21 protein-coding genes are annotated in these 20,958 nt (G+C 58.6%); 13 read left to right on the top strand and 8 right to left on the bottom strand.

What is annotated here, in order from left to right; translation table 11 throughout:
* Nucleotides 1-435: 435 nt before the first annotated feature.
* The 6 genes from ACZ9BX_RS34475 to ACZ9BX_RS34450 all read left to right on the top strand — a co-directional run bounded on the left by ACZ9BX_RS34475 (nucleotide 436) and on the right by ACZ9BX_RS34450 (nucleotide 6,729).
* Nucleotides 436-2,337: a methanol/ethanol family PQQ-dependent dehydrogenase gene (locus ACZ9BX_RS34475; RefSeq protein ID WP_476222854.1), complete on the top strand. Its 1,902-nt coding sequence runs from the start codon at nucleotides 436-438 to the stop codon at nucleotides 2,335-2,337.
* 174 nt (nucleotides 2,338-2,511) lie between these two features.
* Nucleotides 2,512-3,039: a c-type cytochrome, methanol metabolism-related gene (locus ACZ9BX_RS34470; RefSeq protein WP_132567193.1), complete on the top strand. Its 528-nt coding sequence runs from the start codon at nucleotides 2,512-2,514 to the stop codon at nucleotides 3,037-3,039.
* A gap of 1 nt (nucleotide 3,040) precedes the next feature.
* Entirely contained in the window at nucleotides 3,041-3,904 is an 864-nt protein-coding gene (locus tag ACZ9BX_RS34465) for a quinoprotein dehydrogenase-associated putative ABC transporter substrate-binding protein (RefSeq protein ID WP_132567191.1), read from the top strand.
* Between the two features lie 146 nt (nucleotides 3,905-4,050).
* Nucleotides 4,051-5,178: an S-(hydroxymethyl)glutathione dehydrogenase/class III alcohol dehydrogenase gene (locus ACZ9BX_RS34460; protein ID WP_476222853.1), complete on the top strand. Its 1,128-nt coding sequence runs from the start codon at nucleotides 4,051-4,053 to the stop codon at nucleotides 5,176-5,178.
* A gap of 90 nt (nucleotides 5,179-5,268) precedes the next feature.
* A complete protein-coding gene (gene gfa / locus ACZ9BX_RS34455) occupies nucleotides 5,269-5,844 on the top strand; it encodes an S-(hydroxymethyl)glutathione synthase (RefSeq protein ID WP_027512563.1) in 576 nt (191 codons plus the stop codon).
* Nucleotides 5,845-6,303: 459 nt separating this feature from the next.
* The gene (locus tag ACZ9BX_RS34450) at nucleotides 6,304-6,729 is read left to right on the top strand and encodes a DUF4142 domain-containing protein (RefSeq protein ID WP_476222852.1); all 426 of its coding nucleotides are present in this window, start codon (nucleotides 6,304-6,306) and stop codon (nucleotides 6,727-6,729) included.
* Nucleotides 6,730-6,913: 184 nt separating this feature from the next.
* On the opposite strand, the gene ACZ9BX_RS34445 is transcribed toward ACZ9BX_RS34450, so the two are convergent.
* Together ACZ9BX_RS34445 and ACZ9BX_RS34440 are read right to left on the bottom strand one after the other, a co-directional pair.
* Nucleotides 6,914-7,186, bottom strand: coding sequence for a DUF982 domain-containing protein (locus ACZ9BX_RS34445; protein ID WP_476222851.1), 273 nt, complete (start codon nucleotides 7,184-7,186; stop codon nucleotides 6,914-6,916).
* Nucleotides 7,187-7,825: 639 nt separating this feature from the next.
* Entirely contained in the window at nucleotides 7,826-8,725 is a 900-nt protein-coding gene (locus ACZ9BX_RS34440) for an MBL fold metallo-hydrolase (RefSeq protein WP_476222850.1), read from the bottom strand.
* A gap of 106 nt (nucleotides 8,726-8,831) precedes the next feature.
* Here ACZ9BX_RS34440 and ACZ9BX_RS34435 point away from each other — a divergent pair, with 106 nt between their 5' ends.
* Together ACZ9BX_RS34435 and ACZ9BX_RS34430 are read left to right on the top strand one after the other, a co-directional pair.
* Nucleotides 8,832-9,776 (top strand): LysR family transcriptional regulator, encoded by a 945-nt coding sequence (locus ACZ9BX_RS34435; RefSeq protein WP_476222849.1) that lies wholly within the window; start codon nucleotides 8,832-8,834, stop codon nucleotides 9,774-9,776.
* A gap of 482 nt (nucleotides 9,777-10,258) precedes the next feature.
* Nucleotides 10,259-10,885 (top strand): DUF1062 domain-containing protein, encoded by a 627-nt coding sequence (locus ACZ9BX_RS34430; RefSeq protein WP_476222848.1) that lies wholly within the window; start codon nucleotides 10,259-10,261, stop codon nucleotides 10,883-10,885.
* A 467-nt stretch (nucleotides 10,886-11,352) separates the two neighbouring features.
* Here ACZ9BX_RS34430 and ACZ9BX_RS34425 read toward each other — a convergent pair whose 3' ends face one another.
* The 5 genes from ACZ9BX_RS34425 to ACZ9BX_RS34405 form a co-directional block, all read right to left on the bottom strand.
* The gene (locus ACZ9BX_RS34425; RefSeq protein ID WP_476222847.1) at nucleotides 11,353-11,700 is read right to left on the bottom strand and encodes an EF-hand domain-containing protein; all 348 of its coding nucleotides are present in this window, start codon (nucleotides 11,698-11,700) and stop codon (nucleotides 11,353-11,355) included.
* Nucleotides 11,701-12,541: 841 nt separating this feature from the next.
* Nucleotides 12,542-12,928 (bottom strand): GNAT family N-acetyltransferase, encoded by a 387-nt coding sequence (locus ACZ9BX_RS34420; RefSeq protein WP_476222846.1) that lies wholly within the window; start codon nucleotides 12,926-12,928, stop codon nucleotides 12,542-12,544.
* Nucleotides 12,929-13,478: 550 nt separating this feature from the next.
* Complete coding sequence (locus tag ACZ9BX_RS34415; RefSeq protein WP_476222845.1) at nucleotides 13,479-14,309, bottom strand: DUF1236 domain-containing protein; 831 nt, start codon at nucleotides 14,307-14,309, stop codon at nucleotides 13,479-13,481.
* 124 nt (nucleotides 14,310-14,433) lie between these two features.
* On the bottom strand, nucleotides 14,434-14,829 hold the full coding sequence (locus ACZ9BX_RS34410; RefSeq protein ID WP_476222844.1) for a DUF1236 domain-containing protein: 396 nt from the start codon (nucleotides 14,827-14,829) through the stop codon (nucleotides 14,434-14,436).
* 290 nt (nucleotides 14,830-15,119) lie between these two features.
* Nucleotides 15,120-15,290 (bottom strand): hypothetical protein, encoded by a 171-nt coding sequence (locus tag ACZ9BX_RS34405; protein ID WP_476222843.1) that lies wholly within the window; start codon nucleotides 15,288-15,290, stop codon nucleotides 15,120-15,122.
* 236 nt (nucleotides 15,291-15,526) lie between these two features.
* Here ACZ9BX_RS34405 and ACZ9BX_RS34400 point away from each other — a divergent pair, with 236 nt between their 5' ends.
* The 3 genes from ACZ9BX_RS34400 to ACZ9BX_RS34390 all read left to right on the top strand — a co-directional run bounded on the left by ACZ9BX_RS34400 (nucleotide 15,527) and on the right by ACZ9BX_RS34390 (nucleotide 17,013).
* Nucleotides 15,527-15,829 carry a hypothetical protein gene (locus ACZ9BX_RS34400; RefSeq protein ID WP_476223123.1) on the top strand — a complete coding sequence of 101 codons (303 nt, stop codon included), beginning with the start codon at nucleotides 15,527-15,529 and terminating at the stop codon, nucleotides 15,827-15,829.
* A gap of 28 nt (nucleotides 15,830-15,857) precedes the next feature.
* Nucleotides 15,858-16,112, top strand: a complete 255-nt coding sequence (locus ACZ9BX_RS34395) for a glycine zipper domain-containing protein (RefSeq protein ID WP_027512577.1) — start codon at nucleotides 15,858-15,860, stop codon at nucleotides 16,110-16,112.
* A gap of 250 nt (nucleotides 16,113-16,362) precedes the next feature.
* Nucleotides 16,363-17,013 carry a DNA alkylation repair protein gene (locus ACZ9BX_RS34390; protein WP_476222842.1) on the top strand — a complete coding sequence of 217 codons (651 nt, stop codon included), beginning with the start codon at nucleotides 16,363-16,365 and terminating at the stop codon, nucleotides 17,011-17,013.
* Between the two features lie 273 nt (nucleotides 17,014-17,286).
* On the opposite strand, the gene ACZ9BX_RS34385 is transcribed toward ACZ9BX_RS34390, so the two are convergent.
* Nucleotides 17,287-17,757 (bottom strand): cupin domain-containing protein, encoded by a 471-nt coding sequence (locus ACZ9BX_RS34385; protein WP_476222841.1) that lies wholly within the window; start codon nucleotides 17,755-17,757, stop codon nucleotides 17,287-17,289.
* Nucleotides 17,758-18,625: 868 nt separating this feature from the next.
* Between ACZ9BX_RS34385 and ACZ9BX_RS34380 the strand changes: the two genes are divergently transcribed.
* On the top strand, nucleotides 18,626-19,786 hold the full coding sequence (locus ACZ9BX_RS34380) for an acyltransferase family protein (RefSeq protein WP_476222840.1): 1,161 nt from the start codon (nucleotides 18,626-18,628) through the stop codon (nucleotides 19,784-19,786).
* A gap of 3 nt (nucleotides 19,787-19,789) precedes the next feature.
* Nucleotides 19,790-20,893, top strand: a complete 1,104-nt coding sequence (locus ACZ9BX_RS34375) for a glycosyltransferase family 2 protein (RefSeq protein WP_476222839.1) — start codon at nucleotides 19,790-19,792, stop codon at nucleotides 20,891-20,893.
* Nucleotides 20,894-20,958: the final 65 nt, after the last annotated feature.

The following is a 20,958-nucleotide window of genomic DNA, read 5'->3' as shown; positions in this document are numbered from 1 at the left end:
GCCGACGTTGATCTGAAGCCTGACTAATCTATTCTCGCCTAATAGTCTTATATGCGCAAATAATTACTGTGGGGACTATTGTGCTGGATTACACCGTTTGCATTATGAGAAATATTGCTAAGCAGCATTAATATATTGCAGAGCAGCATTTATATATTGCTGTGCACAAGGTGGTATATTTATTATTGCTTACGCCTTTTGAAAGGCTTATCCTTTTTGACGGTTTCCGGCTTCAAGGCTTTGCCGAATGGGAGCGGCAGAGTCTCGTAGGTACGAGGATGGGCAATAACGGTGCCCCGCCCACCCTGCCGAACCGTGACACGCTGACGGAAGCGCATGTCCCATAGACAAGCTGAACGCTTGGGCCGGCCCTTGTGGTCTCCTGAGGTTGTAATGACGAGCCTCGGGTGAAAAACAACATCGGGAGGACTTCGCATGCGCACACTCAAAAAAAGCATATACCTACCGCTGGCCGCCGCTGGACTTCTGACCGCGGCCGCTGCTGGAAATGCGTTGGCCAATGACGAGCTGATGAAACTTGCGTCCGACCCGAAGAATTGGGCAATGCAGACGGGCGATTATGCCAACCAGCGTTATTCCAAGCTCAACCAGATCACGAAGGAGAATGTGAAGGACCTGCAGGTCAAGTGGACCTTCTCGACCGGCGTCCTGCGTGGTCATGAGGGCGGACCGCTGGTGATCGGCGACGTGATGTACGTCCACACGCCGTTCCCGAACATCGTCTACGCCCTCGATCTTAACAACGACGGCAAGATCCTCTGGAAATATGAACCCAAGCAGGATCCGAACGTCATCGCGATCATGTGTTGCGACACCGTCAATCGCGGCGTCGCCTATGGCGACGGCAAGATCATCCTCCACCAGGCCGATACGACAGTCGTGGCGCTCGACGCCAAGACCGGCAAGGTCGCTTGGTCGGTCAAGAATGCCGCGACCGACGGCAGCAGGGGTGAATCCGGCACGTCGGCTCCGATGGTCGTCAAGGACAAGGTGATGATCGGCATTTCGGGCGCAGAGCTCGGCGTTCGCGGCCACATCTCGGCCTACAACCTGAAGGACGGCTCGCTTGCATGGCGCGCCTATTCGACCGGACCCGATGCGGAGATGCTGATCGATCCCGAGAAGACGACGCATCTCGGCAAGCCGGTAGGACCTGACACAGGCATCAACACCTGGGAAGGCGAGGAGTGGAAGACCGGTGGCGGCACCACCTGGGGGTGGTACTCATATGACCCGAAGCTGAACCTGATCTACTACGGCACCGGCAATCCAGGGACCTGGAACCCGGTCCAGCGTCCCGGCGACAACCGCTGGTCGATGACGCTCATGGCCCGCGATGCCGATACGGGTGTGGCAAAGTGGCTCTATCAGATGACCCCGCATGACGAGTGGGATTATGACGGCGTCAACGAGAACATCCTGGTCGACGCGATGGAGATTGGTGGCCAGCCGCGCGATGTGCTGGTGCATTTCGACCGCAACGGCTTCGCCTATACGCTGGATCGCGCCACGGGCGAACTGCTAGTCGCCAAGAAATACGATCCGGTGGTCAATTGGGCGACCGAAGTGAACATGGATCCCAAAAGCAAAGAGTATGGCCGTCCGCAGGTCGTCGCGAAATACTCCCCGCAGCAGAACGGCGAGGACGTCAATACGACCGGCATCTGCCCGACCGCGTTGGGCACGAAAGACCAGCAGCCGGCAACCTATTCGCCGAAGACCAAGCTGTTCTACGTGCCGACCAACCACGTCTGCATGGACTATGAGCCATTCAGAGTGAAGTACACCGCCGGGCAGACGTATGTAGGCTCTACCGTGTCGATGTATGGGGCCCCCGGCAGCCACGGCGGATTGGGCAACTTCATCGCCTGGGACGCGGCCAAGGGTGAGATCGTCTGGTCCAAGCCGGAGAAGTTCTCGGTGTGGTCCGGCGCACTCGCGACCGACGGCGACGTCGTCTTCTACGGCACGCTGGAAGGCTACGTCAAGGCAATCGATAACGAAGGCAAGGAACTCTACAAGTTCAAAACGCCGTCGGGCATCATCGGCAATCTCAACACCTTCGAACATAAGGGCAAACAATACATCGCCGTCCTGTCGGGTGTCGGTGGCTGGGCGGGCATCGGTCTGGCCGGCGGACTTAACATGGCTGAGGGTGCTGCAGCTTGGCACGCCGCGCACGATCAGGGACGCGCACAGGGTGACGCACCCACTAGCATCGCGACCGCGGGCCTGGGCGCCGTCGGCGCGTATACCGCTCTTTCCGACTACACGACGCTGGGCGGTCAGCTCACTGTCTTCGGTCTTCCGGACTGAGTTTCGGGAAGCCTATACCACCGCCGAGGTCTTGTCCGAGACGAAAGACCTGAGAATGAGAGCCCGGCCACCGGTACCGACCGGGCTCGAACTCGCCGCGCAATCACAACGCACTGTCAACGCCGCATCGCGACAGCAAACTGGTGTCCGTGGCGAAACGAAAAAGAGATACGGATGTTTTTTCGCAACGCAATTTCGGCCTTCGCAATGATCCTTCTCCCGCTGACGATTTCTGATCATGCCCACGCGCAAGACACCAAGGAAAAGGCCGCGGCCGTGAATGACGAGGATGGCAAATATCTCGATGCGGAAGGCACTCCGACATTCAAGATCGAGCAAGACGGCACGGTCGACTGGTACACCTTCAGCGGATATCGGCGCTATCATTCCGACTGCCATGTCTGCCATGGGCCGGACGGCGTCGGCTCGAGCTATGCGCCCCCATTGATCAACAGCATGAAAGGCATGGACTACGGAACGTTCCTGTCGATCGTCGCTGAAGGTCGAAAGAATGTCGGCGGCGGTAAGGAAAACGTCATGCCGGCGTTCGGCGAAAACAAGAACGTCTATTGCTACCTTGACGACATCTACGTCTATCTGCGTGCCCGAGCCGTCGGCGACGCGCCACGCGGTCGCCCGCCCAAGAAGGCAGACAAGCCGCAAGCGGCGAAGGACCACGAAGCCTCTTGTATGGGTGGATGACATGGCGCGTGGTATCCAGGCAAGGTATAAGGCGGCCCTCGTTATCACGGCCGTTGCCGCGTTGGCCTCGTTGCCTGTGCATGCGCAGAACGCCGGGCTCGGGGCTGCTGGCGAACTGGTCGACCCCGATATCCTGCGAGTCTGCGCCGACCCGTCCAACATGCCTTTTTCCGACCAAAGCGGCGAAGGATTCGAGGATAAACTTGCCAAGCTGGTCGCCACTGGCACAGGACGTCGCTCCGTCGCCTATACGTGGTTTCCATCGATTCCCGGTTTTGTGCGCAATACGCTCAGCGCCAACCGGTGCGATATCATCATGGGATACCCGCAGGGGGACGAACTCGTCCAGAATACCAATGCCTATTATCGCTCTTCTTACGTGTTACTTTACAAGAAGGATGGCGATCTTAGGGGCGTGGAAACGCTGACCGACCAGAAGCTTGCCGGCATGAGGATTGGCGTGGTCGAGGGGACGCCGCCGTCGGCGAACATGGCGGCGGCAAAACTCATGCGCAAGGCCAAGGTCTATCCGCTCATGGTCGACACACGCATAACGCCGTCGATGGCGGAGGTCATGATACGGGACATGCAAGAAGGTATGATCGACGCTGCCGTGATCTGGGGACCGATGGCGGGTTACTACGCCCGCAAGTCGGCTGCCGATCTGGCGATCGTACCGTTGATCAAAGAGAAGGGCGGCGAGCGCATGGCCTATCGAATCACCATGGGCGTCCGCCCTTCGGACCAGCAATGGAAACGCACACTCAACACGTTCATCAAGGATAACCAGGCCGAGATCAACAAGCTGCTTCTCGAGTATGGCGTGCCGTTGCTTGATGAGCACGATCAGAGGATCACGCAATGATGTTCGGACGCTTGAGCAGCGGCATACGTTAGTCATCTCGATCCGTTGATTGCCGATGGTTGGAAGAAGAAGTGCCGCCGCTTGCCGAAGGCATATCCTCACGAGCGAGTTCGATGAGGGAATGATCGTTAAAGGGGAATAAAGAGATGAAAACCCGAGCTGCCATTGCCGTTGGAGCAGGAAAACCGCTGGAGATCAAGGAGGTCAATCTGGAGGGGCCCCGCGCCGGCGAGGTGCTGGTCGAGGTCAAGGCGACGGGCATCTGCCACACCGATGATTTCACGCTGTCAGGCGCCGATCCGGAGGGCCTGTTTCCGGCAATCCTCGGCCACGAGGGTGCGGGCATCGTCGTCGATGTCGGCCCGGGCGTCACTTCGGTCAAGAAGGGCGACCACGTCATCCCGCTCTATACGCCGGAATGCCGTGAATGCCCGTCCTGCCTGTCGCGCAAGACCAATCTCTGCACCGCAATCCGTTCGACCCAGGGCCAGGGCCTGATGCCCGACGGCACGTCGCGCTTTTCGATCGGCAAGGACAAGATCCATCACTACATGGGCTGCTCGACCTTTGCCAATTACACGGTGCTGCCGGAGATTGCCGTTGCCAAGGTCAATCCGGACGCCCCCTTTGACAAGATCTGCTACATCGGCTGCGGCGTGACCACCGGCATCGGCGCCGTCATCAACACCGCCAAGGTGGAGATCGGTGCAACGGCCATCGTCTTCGGTCTCGGCGGCATCGGCCTCAACGTCATCCAGGGGCTGAAGCTTGCCGGTGCCGACATGATCATCGGCGTCGATTTGAATAACGGCAAGAAGGAATGGGGCGAGCGCTTCGGCATGACGCATTTCGTCAATCCGAAGGAGGTCGGCGACGATATCGTGCCCTATCTCGTCAACATGACAAAGCGCGGCGCCGACCAGATCGGCGGCGCCGACTACACCTTCGACTGCACCGGCAATACCAAGGTGATGCGCCAGGCGCTGGAAGCCAGCCACCGCGGCTGGGGCAAGTCGGTGGTCATCGGCGTTGCCGGCGCCGGCCAGGAGATTTCGACGCGGCCCTTCCAGCTGGTCACCGGCCGCAGCTGGATGGGCACCGCCTTCGGCGGCGCGCGCGGCCGCACCGACGTGCCGAAGATCGTCGACTGGTACATGGAAGGCAAAATCCAGATCGATCCGATGATCACCCACACAATGCCGCTCGAAGACATCAACAAGGGCTTCGAGCTCATGCATTCCGGCGAAAGCATCAGGAGTGTTGTCATCTACTGAGCGCGTCAGCCGAGCGCTCGCATCAAAGCCGAGGTTAGCCACTGTCCGGAGACCCGGACGGGCTTCGGCGCAACAGGGGAGGAACATGCAATGGAAAGCGCAGTTCAAATTCATCCGGCGGTCGATGGCGGTTTGAAGCCCGCCAATCCCGGCTTTACCGGCGGCACGCTTGTTTGTGCCTGCACGGACCGGCCGGTCAAGGTAAGGATCGAAGGACAGGTCGCCCATAACCACGTTTGCGGCTGCACCAAATGCTGGAAGCCCAAAGGCACCTATTTCTCCGTCGTTGCGGTTGTCCCACATGACAAGGTGACCGTGCTCGAGAACGGCGACAAGTTGCAGGTGGTCGATGCAAGCGCGCTGATCCAGCGTCACGCCTGCAAGCAATGCGGCGTGCACATGTATGGGCCGGTAGAGCGAGAACATGCGTTCCAAGGGCTGGACTTCGTTCACCCCGAGCGTTTTCAAGAATCCGGCTGGGCTCCGCCTGAATTCGCGGCTTTTGTCTCCTCGATCATCGAATCGGGCGTTGATCCTAGCCGAATGGACGGCATACGCGCCCGCTTGCGGGAGCTTGGACTGGAGCCATACGACTGCCTGTCGCCGACCCTGATGGACGTTGTCGCCACCTTCGTCGCAAAGAAGTCCGGTGCTCTTCCTAGTTGAATGAGCAGACAGAATTGATGAAGGCTGTCAGCGTTCAGGACAAGCGCGCTGACAGCCTCTCAATGACGAAATTTGGAAGTTCTTTTTGACGCCATCCGGGCAGAGGCTCATGCTTGGAAATGATGGCGTTCATCTTCGAATGCGGGAACAAGCCATCGAGCACCAAATGTGTTCGCCAACCTGAAGCCATTTTGCGGTTTGATATTGCGCCAAGGCAGATCTGGGCGACAACGGTAGGTTGCTGCGTGAAAGTCGTTTCGGCCACCCGCACGGCGACGTCACTGCCGGGGCAGGCGTCTGTTCTCGATAATAGTGTAGACAGAGCGGAACAACACCTCCTCCGATAGGGTTTTAAGTTTTTGGTGTCGCGCTATGAAATTGCGAGGTACAGTCATGCGATCTATATTGATATTTGCCGCTATGACGATAGCGATGACCCTTGCACTGGCCTCTGCTGGAATGGCCAAGAGCGACAAGGAATTTCTGAGCGACGCGATGAAGGGCGACAATTCAGAAATCACGCTCGGGGAACTCGCTACCCAAAAGGGCGGAAGCGAGGATGTGCGCTCGCTAGGACGGGCGCTGGTTGACGACCACCGTAAAGCCAAGGACGAGGCCACGGCTCTCGCCAGCGATCTTGAGGTGAAGATAACCACCACTATCACCGTCGAGGCGCAAAGCGCGGTTGAAAAGCTGCAGAGCAAAAGCGGGCCTGAGTTTGACCAGGCGTTCGTGGACTATATGATCTCGAACCTCGAGAAGGATATTGCGGAATTCAAGGAAAAGGCCGGCGAGGGTGGCAGGCCGGTCCCGGAATTTGCAAAGAAAATGTTGCCGGTGCTGCAGAAGCATTTGCAACTTGCGCAATCGCTGAGCAGACACTGAAAACCGGAAAACATCGACCGCTCGCTAGGTCGTTTTCGGCTTTGGTGGAATGACCGCCTCATTGTTCCATACCATGATGCTCATTGCGTTTGCCGCCGTTTCGGTTCTGAACGCAACCGCGGCGACAGGTGAGCAATTCTGGAGCCTCAGATGGATGCTCGAATCCGCTCGGCTTGGGGTCGAACTAGGCCAACATGCCCGCTTCAATGCCGGCAGCGATAAATGCGTCGCGAGCAAAATCGGGCGGTTCCCTTCTGTCGACCGCCGCCCTGCAGATACGCAGCGCGTTGAAATAATGCGGGCCATTTCTCGTTGGCCATCGATGCTCAAGATAGTCGAGTGCGGTTTCTGGGCCAAAAATCGCTTCGCTCAAACCGTTTCCCACTCTGACATTCACCGGTGCGCTCCAATACATAAGAGGGGGGTTTCTCGCTTCGATGTTCATGGCTGGGGTCATGGCTGGGCTCCTCCTGAAGCCTAACCGTAAACGACAGGAAAATTGGAAACGTTCCATCAAAAAAATTGCGCTGCGATGGTCATGCTGCGCGCAATCTCGGTCGGCAGGCGAAACGGTCCGGCGTCTGGGTTTGAGCCAACATTCAGGACCTCTCCGAGTGTCTTCAGCTTTGAAGTTGCCGGCCGATTTCATCAGATGAGCCTCGTTTTCGACGGTCTTTTTGGAACATCGGGCGACGCATTTCGTTGTTGTGCTAGACCGCGGTGCGAACGCTTCCTTTCCTCGTCAACAGCTGCCGCGATCCTATCAGAAGACGAGCTTGATCTTGCCCCGTCTTAGCCACGGGGCTTTTTTCTCCGCTCATCTGGTGGGATTGGAGATCAGGAGCGCAAGACGGTCCCGGATCCGCATTCGCCAGTCGCAACCGACCGACCATCCATGAATCATCCGGCCTTTGGCACGAAACGTCTGCCTGGCGGAAGCGCCGTCGAGCGTGACGCGGGAGCCCTCGCTTCGGACGAAGCGGTATTGGCGAATATCGACGCTAGAGACCGTCCTTGTCCGGGACATCGGCCTTAACGGCTCCGCGCAGGACAGAGAGGCTACCTTTTCCGGATGAGGCTCGAGTGTTGCCGCACTTCAGCCCCACTTCAATTCGCCTTTTGCGACCTTCGCACCCAGCTCCAGCGAGGAGACGTCGGCAAGGTCCGGGTAGCGCTTTATCATCGCCGCGACCAGTTCGGAACTGTCCTTGGTCCGGCTCACTTCTTCCTCGAAAGCGATGAGATAGGCGCGGGTAAACGCGACGGCCCCAAGACCCTGGGCCGCGCCCTCGACCTGGTGGCCCGGAACGACGATCTTCGGCGCGCGGGCGGCGATGCCGTCGAGCGCCTTGATCCAGGCTGCGCGCAGTTCGGCGGTTGCCGTATCCGCAATCCATACGTGGTTGCCAGAATCGACCAGAACACCGCCGAATACCGCCTCGAGCACGGGTACGAAAAGGTAGCGCCGGTCATGCATGCCGGCAACCTCGACGATCTCGATCGCATTGCCTTCCAGATCGAGCGATGCGGCGTCCGAAGCTTGCGGGATCACCACGTCCGCCAATGTCTGCGGACCGTTTTCCTTCAACTGCGGTCCCCAGACCCCGAGCTTAGCCTCGACATTGGCCTTGATCGCCTCGACGGTGACGGGCTTTGCAATGACTTTCGCCTCGGGAAATGCATCAACGATCGGGCGCAGGCCGAAATAGTAGTCCGGATCGTTGCAGCTCACATAGATCGTGGTCAGACGCTTACCCGTTGCCTTGATCGCATCCGCGACGGTTTTCCCATCGGGAAGGGTGAAACCACCGTCGATCAGGATCGCATCCTTGTCGCCCGTCAGCAGCACCGGCGTGCGGCGAAAGCCTGTTTCGCTGGCCTGAAAGAACGTCCACGCAAGGGCGCCGCCACCGTCCGCTTGGGCAAAGGTCAGGGGAAGGGCCGTCGCAAAGCCGGCAGCGGCGGCCATCTTGAGGGTTTCGCGGCGGGTGATCATGGCATGTCTCCTGAGGTTGAATCGCTCTTCCTTCTGTATTTCAGGTCTTGATGCGGCAATAAATATCGTTCAATCGTACAGACTGTATGATCTATTGAGACAAATTATGGGAGACCACTTTAATCTCAACCGGCTTATCTTTTTCACCGCCGTGATCGAGGCTGGCTCCTTTACGGCCGCTGCGGACCGTCTCGGCGTCGCCAAGGCGGTCGTCAGCCACCAGATTGCGCGACTGGAGGAGGAACTGGGCGTGACGCTGCTGACGCGCACGACCCGCCGCCTACATGCAACGGAAGAGGGCAGTCTTTTTTATGAGCGCTGCGTGCTCATTCTGCGGCAGGCGGAATCCGCCTATGGGGAAATGTCGCTTCGTAGCGCGGAGCCTTCCGGAACGCTGACGCTGACGGCTCCGCTCGACTACGGAGCGGCCGTCGTGGCGCCCACGATCGCGGACTATCTTCAGGCCCACCCGCAGATGCGCGTCGATGCGATCTTTGACGACAGCGTCAACGATCTCGTCGCCGAGCGGATCGATCTCTCCATTCGGGTGGGGTGGCTGTCGGATTCCAGTCATCAGGCGCGCCGGCTCGGGACGTTCGAGCAGGTTCTTGCCGCGACGCCGTCGGTTGCCGCCCGCATCCCGGCTGACCTTGCTGCGGCAGACGCGGCCAGTCTTCCGTGGATTGCCAATGGCGCCCTGAAAAATGCCCTTCGCTGGACATTTTCCCGCGGGCAAAGGGAAGCCGTGACAGTCGAAACACGCCCTATCGTTACGACGGACAAGACGCCGGCCGCTTACGCTTGCGTGCTGGCCGGCATCGGCGTCTCGGTCTTTCCCGACTATATGGTGGCGGCGGATATGCGGGCTGGAAAGATCGTTCGGCTATTTCCTGAATGGGCGCTGCCGCAAGGCGGCATTCATGCCGTGTTTCCACCTGCCCGGTTTCGGCCGGCCAAGGTCAGGGCTTTTCTTGACATGCTGGTGATTGCGGAGCGCAGGCGTATTCGGGAAACCTCCGTCATATCGACGCTTGACCCGATGGCGCCATAGCAAACGGAAACGGAGCCTGTGCAATGCAAACGATCGCGGATGCCCCGTCCGCCAAGCAGCAGCCGTCTTTACATTGGAGACGGCCCTGCTTTTTCGCAGGAGTACAAACCTGATCCGCCAGCAACCGACTGGCTGAGGCGCGAGTGATTGCGGGTATTGTAACCCTCTCACTTTTAAAGTGCAGTTTCATTTGGTATGGCTTGAGGCGAAGAGCTTGGGCACATTGAGGTTCTACTTTGCCGTCGTAAACACCGGTCTCAATCCGTTTCACCCTCATGGGCAGGATAGCTTCGCGCTCATCCTGACTGTGATCACGTTCATCGGGTGGTGGTCTGAGACCGGTTTGGCATTGTTGAAATGTGCCATGCGCCAGCTTCAGCTGTCTCAGCTCTTCCGTCGCCCGAAACATCGCCATGCCGTGCCCGCCATGGGCTGATCTCGCCACCGTCTTGATGAGCTTCCTTCAGGAAGACCAAGACGACATGAGCAATGTTCTTAAAGTTGAATGGACCATTATTCCCCAAATTCCGCCACAGCCGTGGCTCGACTGCAATGGATGCTCTGCCCCGAGACCGTTTGAATGCAGCGGCAAGGCGAGGCTGAATGCCAATGGCAAAAAGCTCGATGCCTGGCTGATCTACGGGTGCCCAGCATGCAGCAAGACCTGGAACCGGCCAATTTTTGAGCGCCGCAATATCGGCGATATTGATGCCAAAACGCTGCAGGCCCTCCAAGGCAACGATCCGACCTGGATCAGCGCCCAAGCGTTCGACCTAGTCGCGCTGAGACGAAAGACCCAACGTATCGACGAATTCGATGATGTGGAGGTGCGGAAGGTCGTCCTCAGCGGGACGCCGGTTTGGTCTTCGGTGGAAATCAACATGGTCGTGCCGATGCTGGCAAGCATTCGCGTCGACAAGCTGATTGCATCCGAGTTTGGCTTGTCCCGCAATCGGGTGCGGTCACTTTGGGCCGCTTCTGCGCTCCGATCTAACACCGATAGGGGCAATATACTGCGGCGGCGCGTCAGGCACGGATCGCGGCTGGTGCTGGATGTTGCCGATCCAAGTGATCAGCCATCCATCGAAATGGCAGCGTGTGGTCGATAGGTGGCGGCTCCATGCCAAGCGCAGCAGGATCGGTTCCTGCTGCGCTTGGCCCCTACGCGGTCCACCAGAGGGAATCCGTCCCCGTTGTAGAAACGTAGCGTCGCTAGGTTTTCGGGCGCTCACAGCCAATTCCTGTTGCACGATCCCATAATCAAGCGTGTACCCGGCGATGGTATCCAGCTCCCGTGCCGCTCGTTGCCGCCAATTCTCAATCTCCAAGTGGTCGAGATGACGCTATCGCTGTGGGCCGCTATGCTCGCTATCGGTATTGCCTGCTCGCGCTACTGGCAGGTCATAAAGCGGCCGGCGTCTTGGGGGCCGACCGTCGCAGAAGTCTATGATGGTCCAACGTCTACGACGTAGATCTCTTTAACGTTTTGAGCGGCTTTGCTCACAAACCTCACGAAATGGTTCGTCAGCCACTGCAATTCAGGTCTACAGCGCCTAGTTGCGTGCTCGGCGCGATCTCATGCTTGCTTTGTCCGTAGGCGTTCGGCGTAGTTTGCGTCCAGATGCCCAACCCTGACGGGGAGCATCTTTTCAAGTCCTTTGCGAAGTTCGGCTTCGTCGACCCATCCCTTGCCAGTCGGGTCGATCGTCGTCCAATGGCTTTCGAAGGACGTTGCGTCGAGCGGCCTTCCGTTCAATTGTGCCAAGCGCACTTGACCGTCCATATACTCGTCCTTGGTAACCCTGTCGTCATTGTCCGCATCCGCCCAGTCAAGTTGCTGTTTGGTCAGCCGAGCGTAAAACTCGGCAACAAGTTGCTCATCAGTTCGGACCGGTGGAGCCCTTGGCGGCTGCGTAGGCGTCATGTCGATCTTCTCGTCTGCCACCGATGGACCTTTACGGGACTTCGGCGCAAAGAGGCTATAAATTGAATTGTCTGACCCTATTCTCATAAAAATCGATATCCTTTTCTGGATGCATTAAGCCGGCGCAGGCTGGAGAACAGGACTTGCCTCAAGCTTGCGGGTCACTTGCATTAAAGCGCTATATTGCAACTGCAATGATTTGTCCCAGAGGCCAGCGTTGCGGGATGGTCAGCGCGGTTGCAACTTAAGATATAGCCAGCGTCGTTTCGGCGGTGGGGCGTTGAACGGTCAAGTCAACCCGTTCTCGCGAAAACTCGACCCTGGCCTCTTGCAGGGCAATGTGGTCGGCTAGGGTTCTGCACGCAAATAGGGCAATAGTAGCGCTTCATGACCGCACTCTAGTTCAATAGACTGGCCGCAGGTCCGCTGATCTCAGCAAGGAATGCGCGGCTACGAGCGCAAATGACTGCACTACGTCGGTCGATGAAGCACGTCCTGGCGCTGCCGCGCAGAGCCGTTGCGCGACGAGGCCGGCGGGCATCTTCAGGTGCGACGGAAGCGTCGACATCGACGACCTGTTGTGAGCGCGCAGGAGGCGTTGCGCGGGAGCGAGCGGCATCTTCAGTAACTCGTTGAAGTGCTGCCCGCTCTGATCTCGTGCGCCGCACCGGATGGGCAAGCCGATATATCGCAGCCAAAAGCTCCGCGAGTTTCTCGGATTTGACTTGGAAGACAAGGGCGAGATCGGAAAGGTACGGTTGGATGGAACACTCGTGCCGATCATTCACCTCGATGACCTCACCGCCGCCAAAGAGAGGTTAGCGCCCGGCCGGGGAGTTGGTCATTTAAGCCTAATGAGGCCTGCTTCAGTAGGTCTAAACCCGCAAGCCCGGTAGAAGGAGCTCAGATGCGGTTCAAAGTCCGCATGTAGCCACTGTGCTCCTCGATGTTGAGCGACCCTGGTCGCTTCCTTTACCAAACGTGTGGCAATCCGCTGCCTTCGCATCCGAGGGTGGACGCAAGTGTCAAGGATGAATGCGTGAATGCCTCCATCCCACGCCACGTTCACGAAGCCGACCAACTGACTGTTTTCATAAGCCCCTATATGGGTGAGGCTCCGAGATAGAATGGCAGAGAAGTCTTTTCGTTCATGGCTACCCCAGGCTTCCAACCAAAGCGCATAGAGCTCATCTGCAGACGGAAAGGGATCAATTCGAAGTGTTACCATTAGGTCTATCCCCGTTCACTGATGTCGGCGTCGTCGACGATGGCAACAAGTGTTGAAAGCATATTGACCCGACTTCAATTTCGCGATTTTCCCGGCGGAATCTGACGAGCTCCAATCTCTCACGAGTTGGAGCCTCCGGCAAACCTGACGCGGTTTGCCAATGCGTTGGCTCGCGTACCACGCCAGACGTCCATTCGACGCTGCACGGTTCCAAATAGGGCCGCCTGATCAAGGGACGCGCAAAGTTGTGGAGCATACCGCTCGACGGCAACAGTTACGTGATCGGAATCTGGTGTGAAAGCACAACGTCTCACTTGAAAGCGACGGCGGAGGTGCGGCCATGACGCGGCAGTAAATCGCGTGATATCTGGCGCGAAAATACCCGAGCCGCTGTATGGGGCTATTACCAACCAGATGCACGTGGAACGGGACAAGAGCCTGTTTGCTCAAGGGCCGGGTCGACATGCTGATACAGCTCTGGCGGATTGCCAAAGTCGCTCCCGGCGCCGGCGCCCGGCGGTCACTGCCGCCGGGTGTGCCTCTTGCCAATTCAGGCAATGATATAGACGATCTCGAATGTCGAAGGGTCGACGATGACGATCCGGCCATCGGCCAAGATGAAGAAGCGGTAACCTTCGTACTGGGGAACGATCCTGATGATCCGCGGCGGCAGCGGCTCAAGCCGGACCGTCTGCGGGATCGCTGTGCCGACCGAAACCGTGAAGTCGGCCTCGCGGACTGGCTCGACCTGGACCTCCTTCACGGCTTCCTGGATTTCGGTCTTCTGTTCGACGGAGATATTGACACTCGTGTCGCCTCCAGTCGTCTTCGTGCCCGACGAGGTGTTCCCGCCCGTGGTGCCGGTATCGGAGGACTTAGGCGTGGTCGTGGTGGCGCCGCCGGTCGTGGTGCCGGCATTGCCCGATCCTGCGTCGCCTGCCGGTTTATCGGATGTGGCTTTTCCATCAGGCGACGTTGCCTCGCCGGAGCTCTTCGTCGTGCTTTTGCCGCTCTCGCTGCCGGATGCAGGCGCCTTCTCTGATGAGGATCCCTCGGCCGGTTTCGTTGTGTCTTGCTGCTGGGTGTCAGGCTGATCCGTCCCTTGCGAAGACGAGCCGGATGTTCCCGTTCCGCCACTATCGGGCTTGACGGTTGTGGTGTCGCCCGTTCCGCCTGACGGGGCTTGTTGACCCGAACCCGCGTTTGGCGCTTCTGCGCCTGACGGCTGCTGCGAGGTGCCGGATTGCGGTTGATCGCCTTGCGTTGCCCCCTTCTTCGGCAGTATGGGGGCCGCATCCTGCGCAGATGCGGAAAGCAGACAAAGCGGTGACGTACCGAGCGCCAGAGAGGCGATCAGGATAGGTAGGATCTTGCGGTTCATGTCTATCTCCTTTGGGTTGGGACGCGCTTTTCCAGCGGGCGTCGCAACGCGGCGTCCTTAAGCGTCGATATCAACTTGAGCGTTTGACGGAATGGATGCTGCAGGCCGCACCCATTCCTTGTCGTCAGTTGACGATCTGGATGACCTTCCGGGAAGAAGGCTCCACGATCACCCGCTGATCGTTGACCACAGCGTAAGCATATTTCGGGTCTTCGGGCACGGGCGTCACGACGACCGTCTGTGGAAGGGGTTGGCCAACGGCAACCTTCTCTTCAATCACGACGGTATCCGACGGAGCCGGTGCCTCGCGGACGTAGGTGACCACCTTTGGCGGCGGCGGCGCAAGCAGAGTGCCGGCGACGGCGCCTGCTGCACCACCGACCGCGGCACCAGCCGGGCCGCCGAGGATCGCGCCTGTTGCTGCACCACCAACCGCACCGTTGACCGTCGACGATCCTGCAAAAGCCGCGCCCGACATAAGGGCGAGCGCTGTGGTGGAAACCAGGATCTTCTTGAGCATTGTTTCCTCCATTGGTTCAGCGGCTGTCTTGGCGGCCGCGCAGTGACCAAACGATGGTTCAATGAAGGAGTTCCCTACATCAGACCATAGGCCGGACTGACGTAAGACCTTAGTCTGACAGTTGTTTTAGTGATAACTAATGTTTTCATCGCAACATCGGTGTTGAACTTGAGAGCGCAGAACCAAGGGCTTGGCTCGATCGTCCAATCGATCGAAAATCCGACTACGAGCTGATGACCGTTAACGCCAGCAGTCCGTTTGGCGGTCGCGCATCCGCTTTCCGATTTTCCTTAGCCACCATCGCCCATGACCACGGCATCGCGAAGTCTTATCGTCAACTGCCCGCGGTCGCCTGAAAGGAGCTCGCCATAGACATAGAGCAAGCCGGCAAGGGCGATGACAAGTGCGACGGCCGCCGTGCTCCAGCCAGCTTTGCCCCGGCGTGATCCCTCGTCCTTCATCGCAAACCTCCATTGACCATCTTCCGTCATCGTACCCCAATGCCGGGCAGCAAATGACGTTCCCGCCCTGGGACCACAGTCCGAAGGCCCGAGAGGCTTTGGACCCTGTCATTCACGGACCAAAGTCTGATCCGGTCAGGGACCGAAGTCCAATACGGGCGCTTGAGCGGGCGCCGCTGCGGAACAAACAGTCCGCGAAATGCTTCCCCTGTCGTCAAAAACGCGGAGAATGTATGATGATCCAAAATCCCAATCCCCTGCACGACCCTAATCGCCTAAGTGATCTGGACGTACGCACTACGCCGGTGGATCGTACTCGCTCCAAACCGTGGGTGGGCTGGATCGCTGCCATCGCCGCGATCGCCGTGGTCGCCTTTGCTTACACGCTGTGGACCGACACGCCGGGTTCCGATTTGCAGACCACGGCATCCACCACGAATTCTGAGCCTGCATCTGTCCCGGCAAAGCCGACGGCACCCGCTGATAACAGCGCGGCGCCGGCACCGGCTACACCGCCGGCGGCTCCCGCACAGCAGTAAATTGTTGGCAGAGAAGGAGACATTCAAAATGATGAGAAAAATTGTTCTTGCCAGTGCGTTCGTTGGCGCCCTGGCATCTTGCACAGCCACCGAGAGGGGAACGGCCATTGGAGCCGGCACCGGAGCGATCATCGGCGGAGCCGTCAGCAACAGCGTTGAAGGTGCTGCAGTTGGAGCCGTCGCTGGTGGCGTCGCCGGCGCCCTGATTGGCCGCTCCACCGAACGTCGCGGCTACTGCGTGTATCGAGATCGCTACGGACGGACCTACGAGGCCCGTTGCTAGAAAAACGGCTGAATCATTCGCATCCAGCCAGAAGAGAGCCGTTTTTCCTCGGCGAGGAAAGGCGGCTGATTCGATGTGTTGCGGCCATTTGCCCTATGTATGTCCCGATAGACTGGAACGCACTCGTGAATAGCTGGCCGCGCAACGCGGAGATTGCTGATCGAAGAGGCGCGCAACTCACAGATCAAGCGAGCAAAGGGAACGTGACGAAGGGAGCATCATGTCACCGGGCACGACAATCAAGGATGTCATGGGCGAGCTCGCCGCACTCGAAGACCCGAAGATGCGCGTGGCTAATGAACGCCGTGGTGACGATCACGGCGTGAACCTTACCCATCTTCGCTCTCTCGCCAAGCGGCTGAAGACACAGCAAGAACTCGCACTTCATCTGTGGGATACCCGCGACACTGCCGCGCGCCTTCTCGCGACCCTCGTGTGCAGGCCGAAGGCCTTCTCCGCGGTCCAGCTCAACGCAATGATCCGCGAAATTCACGCTCCAAAGCTGCTTGATTGGTTTATCGTGAATGTGGTCAAGCCCGGTCGCTACGCCGAGGAACTCCGTCTGGGCTGGAAGGACGGCGACGACCTCGTCGGTCGCGCCGGTTGGAGTCTGACAACTGAAAGAGTCGTCAAGAACCCTGAGGGCCTCGACCTCGATGCATTGCTCAACCAGATCGAGAAGGAGATGAAGCAGGCACCTGCTCAGAAACAGTGGGCCATGAATCATTGCCTTGCCGAGATTGGCATTCATCATCCAGAACACCGCCCGCGAGCTATGGGGATTGGCGAGCGGCTCGCCGTCCTGATCGACTACCCTGCATCACCTGGCTGCACGCCACCCTACGCGCCGGTCTGGATCGCCGAGATGGTTCGCCGACGGGAAGGGACGGGAGGTCCATGACCGCACCTCCAGCGTGTGTTTCGGCGTGGGACTTGCCCGAACGGTTCGCCTCAGTCCGCGCCACCGAAATGCCGCGACCAAAACAGCCACAGGGGTCATGTTGACTGAAGCGTAGTCTGCATCGAGGATGTGGTTTTCGCACTCGTCTGGTTGCGGACGTGTCGTCGTTCGACGCCAGTCCGAGCATATGATTGTCGGCAAGATCCGTGACGGCAACAAGCATCTAGCCCCGCCGCCCTCGGCGGGGCAGTCGGCCATCAACGCAGCGGCTGGCTATTGTGACTTTTGAGGATCGTCGGCCGGATTGACATACTTGATGCCCCATGGGCCAGTAGTCGTAATTTGAACGACAGTCTCCTCGTCGAAGTAAACGAAATGCGCCATGCCGGGCGGCAACGCGAAGAAACTGCCTGCAGGCAGTGCCTTGGCGGCTTTCCGATCGACCGTTTCGCCCATTCCAAGATTAGTAGTCCCTGATACGACTGTGACCACTTCATCCGCAGGGTGTGTGTGCGGCGCGATCGCATAGCCCGACGGCACTTTGAGCCGGAGGGCAAACAAACCTTCCTTGGTGGGATCGCCGAACAGGACCGCCGCTTCTGCTCCGGCAGGAAGCACTTTGGGGGCCGGCCCCCACTTGACATCATCGGGAGTGACCATTGTGTGCGTACCCTCTGCCCAAGCAAAGGAGGCCATCCCGCATAATCCGAGCAAGCCGGCTGCGAATATCGATGCAACTCTCATGACAGACCTCCCTCTCGCCAGACCTTTACCTCGGCTGAGCGCAGGGGCAGGCTCGCGAAACGCAAATAGTACGTCCGCGCACCACGTCTATGCAAGCTCTCCCTAATGGACGTTATAAGAAATGTCTAACGGACTGAGGGGGTGATAAAAGCTGCTCGGGAGCCGACGAAGTCTCTCCTCGCCAAAGACGGTGCGAGTGTCCGTACCAGAGCGGCCAAATCACCATACGAATTCGTTGGGGAACTCGACAGTCTACGGGCGGATTTCAAGAGCGCCACGGCCCAGCTTGCCGAAACGCTGCGAGCGGTTGCTGAAGCAACCGACGCCATCGATGTCGGGACGAGTGAAATCAGCCAACGTGCGCAGGCTCTATCGACGCGAACAGAACAGCAGGCTGCGGAGGCGTACTGGCTCTGGCCGGGCACTTCTTCGCGACAATCCGGGCCTGGTGCCGGACTGATTCGCCACGAAAGTGATCGATGCTCATGTCCAAAAACGGCCTAGGGACTTCGGCCCGCGATATTGGAATTCGCTTCAAGGTGCGGCTGTTGTCCGTCAGCCGTCGAAGGAGGATGCCAAGGCGGCCATTGAGACCATTGGCGTTGCAGGTGGCGATCGTCACCGGCTTATTCGCCCGAAACGCGCGGGACAGAACCGGTCGAAATCGCGGTCGATACTGTGCAGCCGTATCGGACTAAAGTCCGAAAAAGCGTCCAGCGTCACAGTTTGGCCCGATTCCCCGGAATTTTTAGAATGCGCTTTGATACATCGATCCGCCCCATCCGGGACCGGAGTAAGCAGCAGCAGGCTGAGCGGGTGCCGCCCGGGGAGTCCGGCGACAAGAGGCCTACGGGACTGAGGGGGATCCATGTCTTATGCACGCGAACGGCAACTGGATGGTCTGAGGACCTTTGCCGTTTCAATGGTGCTGTACGACCATTTTTGGGCAGCCGAAGGTTCAGTTTTGGGCCATCTCGGCGTTCGCCTGTTCTTCGTGCTCAGCGGCTTTTTGATAACGCGGCTCCTCCTGGAATCCCGATCGGCAACCCAATATGAGCCAGGCAACACGCTGAAGTCGTTCTACATTCGCCGCGCGCTTCGGATATTTCCCCCCTACTTCGCGATCCTGGGCTTCGTTTGGCTCATCAATCTCGAGGGTGCTCGAGGCAGCCTCAAATGGCACGCGCTCTATCTCTCGAATTTCTGGTATGCCCTTCGCGACGAATGGACGCCATGGGTGTTGTGCCACACTTGGAGCCTGAGCATCGAGGAACAGTTCTACATCGTGTGGCCGCTGGTCATCCTGTTCGCACCACGCCGGTTGATCGCACCGATTTGCATCGCCGTGATCACATTCTCACTCGGATATCGTTTCTACTGGCCACTGACAGGCACACCATCGCTTGCGCGTGACCTTCTTCCTCCCGCGTCGATGGATGCGCTTGTCGCAGGCGCGCTCCTCGCAGTTTATCGAAGCAGCACCGAGGCTTGGCCACAATGGATACGGCTAAGCTGGGCTCCGCTGACTGCTGCCGCCGTCATTTTCCTCTGGCTGAGATCAATCTCGATGACGCCGGCGCTCGAATGGCTGACGTGGATTGGCAGCGAGGTTTCTCCGCTCGTCCCGCTCGTCATGCTCGTTGGATGCTGTTCGGCAGGCTTGCGAGGCGCCTTCGGCCGCCTGCTGGAGCTGCCGCCGGTTGTTGCCGTCGGGCGGGTAAGCTACGGCGTTTATCTTTTCCATCCAATCGTCCTATCGCTGATCGTCAAGGCTCAGCCTTTTATCCCGGTCAATGTTTCTGAACAGGGTCCTTGGCGATTCATGATTGGGACGACGGCCACCTTGCTGGTCGCTTCGATTTCGTGGCTGGCTTTTGAAAAACCGCTCAACCAGTTTAAACGCTACTTCCCTTACGTCCGCTCCGGACGCGTAGCCAGCCTTCCTTCATCTATGAAGCCAAATGAGGCTGGCGGACGGGAATATGATACTTCGGCCTATCGCCGCATTTCCGACGAACGTGCGAGCTGAACGATGTCTGTTCCATTGATCTCCGTTGTGCTGCCTGTCTACAACGCCGAACCTTATGTGGCGGCCGCGCTAGAGAGCATTCTGCGCCAGGACTACCGGCGCCTTGAAGTCATCGCGCTTGACGACGGGTCGACCGATCGATCGCTGACTATTCTTCAACAGTATCGCGACGTCGACCAGCGCGTCCGTATCGTTTCGCGGGAGAACCGCGGGCTTGTGGCGACTTTGAATGAGGGCATTTCCTTGGCGGAGGGCGATCTCATCGCCAGGATGGACGCAGATGATGTTTCCTATCCGTCCCGCTTTTCACGCCAGGTGGCGCTGTTTGTGCAGCAGCCCCAGCTCGCGATGAGTGGCACGGGCATCGATCAGCTTCTCGGCAATCGCGTCGTACGCGGTAAGCCAAATCCGGTCTATCAGTCCGGGGATTGGCACATCTTGTCGCTGTTCTTTACAATCTTCTTGCACTCGACGGTGATGTTTAACCGAAAGCTCATTCCTGAGGACATGCTGGTCTATGACGCCAGCTATGTGCACGCGGAAGATTTCGATCTCTTCAGGCGCATCGCAAGAGAGTTTCCGGCGGCCATGATCGATGAAAGCCTGGTCGCCTATCGTATTCACGGAGACAGCATCACAAACAGGCATAAGCCGCAAATGCGCCGGACCCATCTGAAGATCGTTGCCGAGAACCTCGAACGGCAATCTCTCAACGATGACCCGGACGCTCTTCATGACATCGGTGCAGCCGTCACACTAGACACGGTACGCCGTGCTGCAAATTGCATCCTCACGGTGGAGAGAAACATCGCCAAGCAGGCTGCACCGGCAGCCACCAGCTATGCGGAGGGAGCCTTGTCTTTCTTCTATTTCCTTTATCAGCTCATTGCCGATGAGCAGCGTCCCGACCTAACCCATGAGTTTCTCACGCGAACCGGAAAGTGGCAGGTCATTCGGCGGCGCGAGCGATATGGACTTCGCTCTGCCGTTCATGCCCCGTGGCTGTGTCGCTTTTCGGACGGGGCCACCCGGCGGGTGGATACGCTGGCGCGTTACTGCCGATCGGTGCCTGTCAAAATGGTCCCGCCGCTTCAGGGGCTCACATAGTGGGCGGCGGTGCTGCCACGTCTGCGCCTCTTGTCATCTTCGTAGGACAGGCGCTGTTAGAGGTA

Source organism: Rhizobium sp. USDA 3886 (assembly GCF_056279785.1).
Note: the sequence above shows the minus strand (reverse complement) of the source record. Positions and strands in the feature narration are given on the sequence as shown.

Coding starts and splice junctions, on each gene's coding strand:
- ACZ9BX_RS34425 (WP_476222847.1), bottom strand. CDS start 11,700: ATGACGCCTACGCAGCCGCCAAGGGCTCCACCGGTCCGAACTGATGAG.
- ACZ9BX_RS34405 (WP_476222843.1), bottom strand. CDS start 15,290: ATGAAGGACGAGGGATCACGCCGGGGCAAAGCTGGCTGGAGCACGGCG.
- ACZ9BX_RS34410 (WP_476222844.1), bottom strand. CDS start 14,829: ATGCTCAAGAAGATCCTGGTTTCCACCACAGCGCTCGCCCTTATGTCG.
- ACZ9BX_RS34450 (WP_476222852.1), top strand. CDS start 6,304: ATGGCCAAGAGCGACAAGGAATTTCTGAGCGACGCGATGAAGGGCGAC.
- ACZ9BX_RS34460 (WP_476222853.1), top strand. CDS start 4,051: ATGAAAACCCGAGCTGCCATTGCCGTTGGAGCAGGAAAACCGCTGGAG.
- ACZ9BX_RS34430 (WP_476222848.1), top strand. CDS start 10,259: ATGAGCAATGTTCTTAAAGTTGAATGGACCATTATTCCCCAAATTCCG.
- ACZ9BX_RS34420 (WP_476222846.1), bottom strand. CDS start 12,928: ATGGTAACACTTCGAATTGATCCCTTTCCGTCTGCAGATGAGCTCTAT.
- ACZ9BX_RS34440 (WP_476222850.1), bottom strand. CDS start 8,725: ATGATCACCCGCCGCGAAACCCTCAAGATGGCCGCCGCTGCCGGCTTT.
- gfa (WP_027512563.1), top strand. CDS start 5,269: ATGGAAAGCGCAGTTCAAATTCATCCGGCGGTCGATGGCGGTTTGAAG.
- ACZ9BX_RS34415 (WP_476222845.1), bottom strand. CDS start 14,309: ATGAACCGCAAGATCCTACCTATCCTGATCGCCTCTCTGGCGCTCGGT.
- ACZ9BX_RS34400 (WP_476223123.1), top strand. CDS start 15,527: ATGATCCAAAATCCCAATCCCCTGCACGACCCTAATCGCCTAAGTGAT.
- ACZ9BX_RS34470 (WP_132567193.1), top strand. CDS start 2,512: ATGTTTTTTCGCAACGCAATTTCGGCCTTCGCAATGATCCTTCTCCCG.
- ACZ9BX_RS34445 (WP_476222851.1), bottom strand. CDS start 7,186: ATGACCCCAGCCATGAACATCGAAGCGAGAAACCCCCCTCTTATGTAT.
- ACZ9BX_RS34385 (WP_476222841.1), bottom strand. CDS start 17,757: ATGAGAGTTGCATCGATATTCGCAGCCGGCTTGCTCGGATTATGCGGG.
- ACZ9BX_RS34390 (WP_476222842.1), top strand. CDS start 16,363: ATGGGCGAGCTCGCCGCACTCGAAGACCCGAAGATGCGCGTGGCTAAT.
- ACZ9BX_RS34375 (WP_476222839.1), top strand. CDS start 19,790: ATGTCTGTTCCATTGATCTCCGTTGTGCTGCCTGTCTACAACGCCGAA.
- ACZ9BX_RS34465 (WP_132567191.1), top strand. CDS start 3,041: ATGGCGCGTGGTATCCAGGCAAGGTATAAGGCGGCCCTCGTTATCACG.
- ACZ9BX_RS34475 (WP_476222854.1), top strand. CDS start 436: ATGCGCACACTCAAAAAAAGCATATACCTACCGCTGGCCGCCGCTGGA.
- ACZ9BX_RS34380 (WP_476222840.1), top strand. CDS start 18,626: ATGTCTTATGCACGCGAACGGCAACTGGATGGTCTGAGGACCTTTGCC.
- ACZ9BX_RS34395 (WP_027512577.1), top strand. CDS start 15,858: ATGATGAGAAAAATTGTTCTTGCCAGTGCGTTCGTTGGCGCCCTGGCA.
- ACZ9BX_RS34435 (WP_476222849.1), top strand. CDS start 8,832: ATGGGAGACCACTTTAATCTCAACCGGCTTATCTTTTTCACCGCCGTG.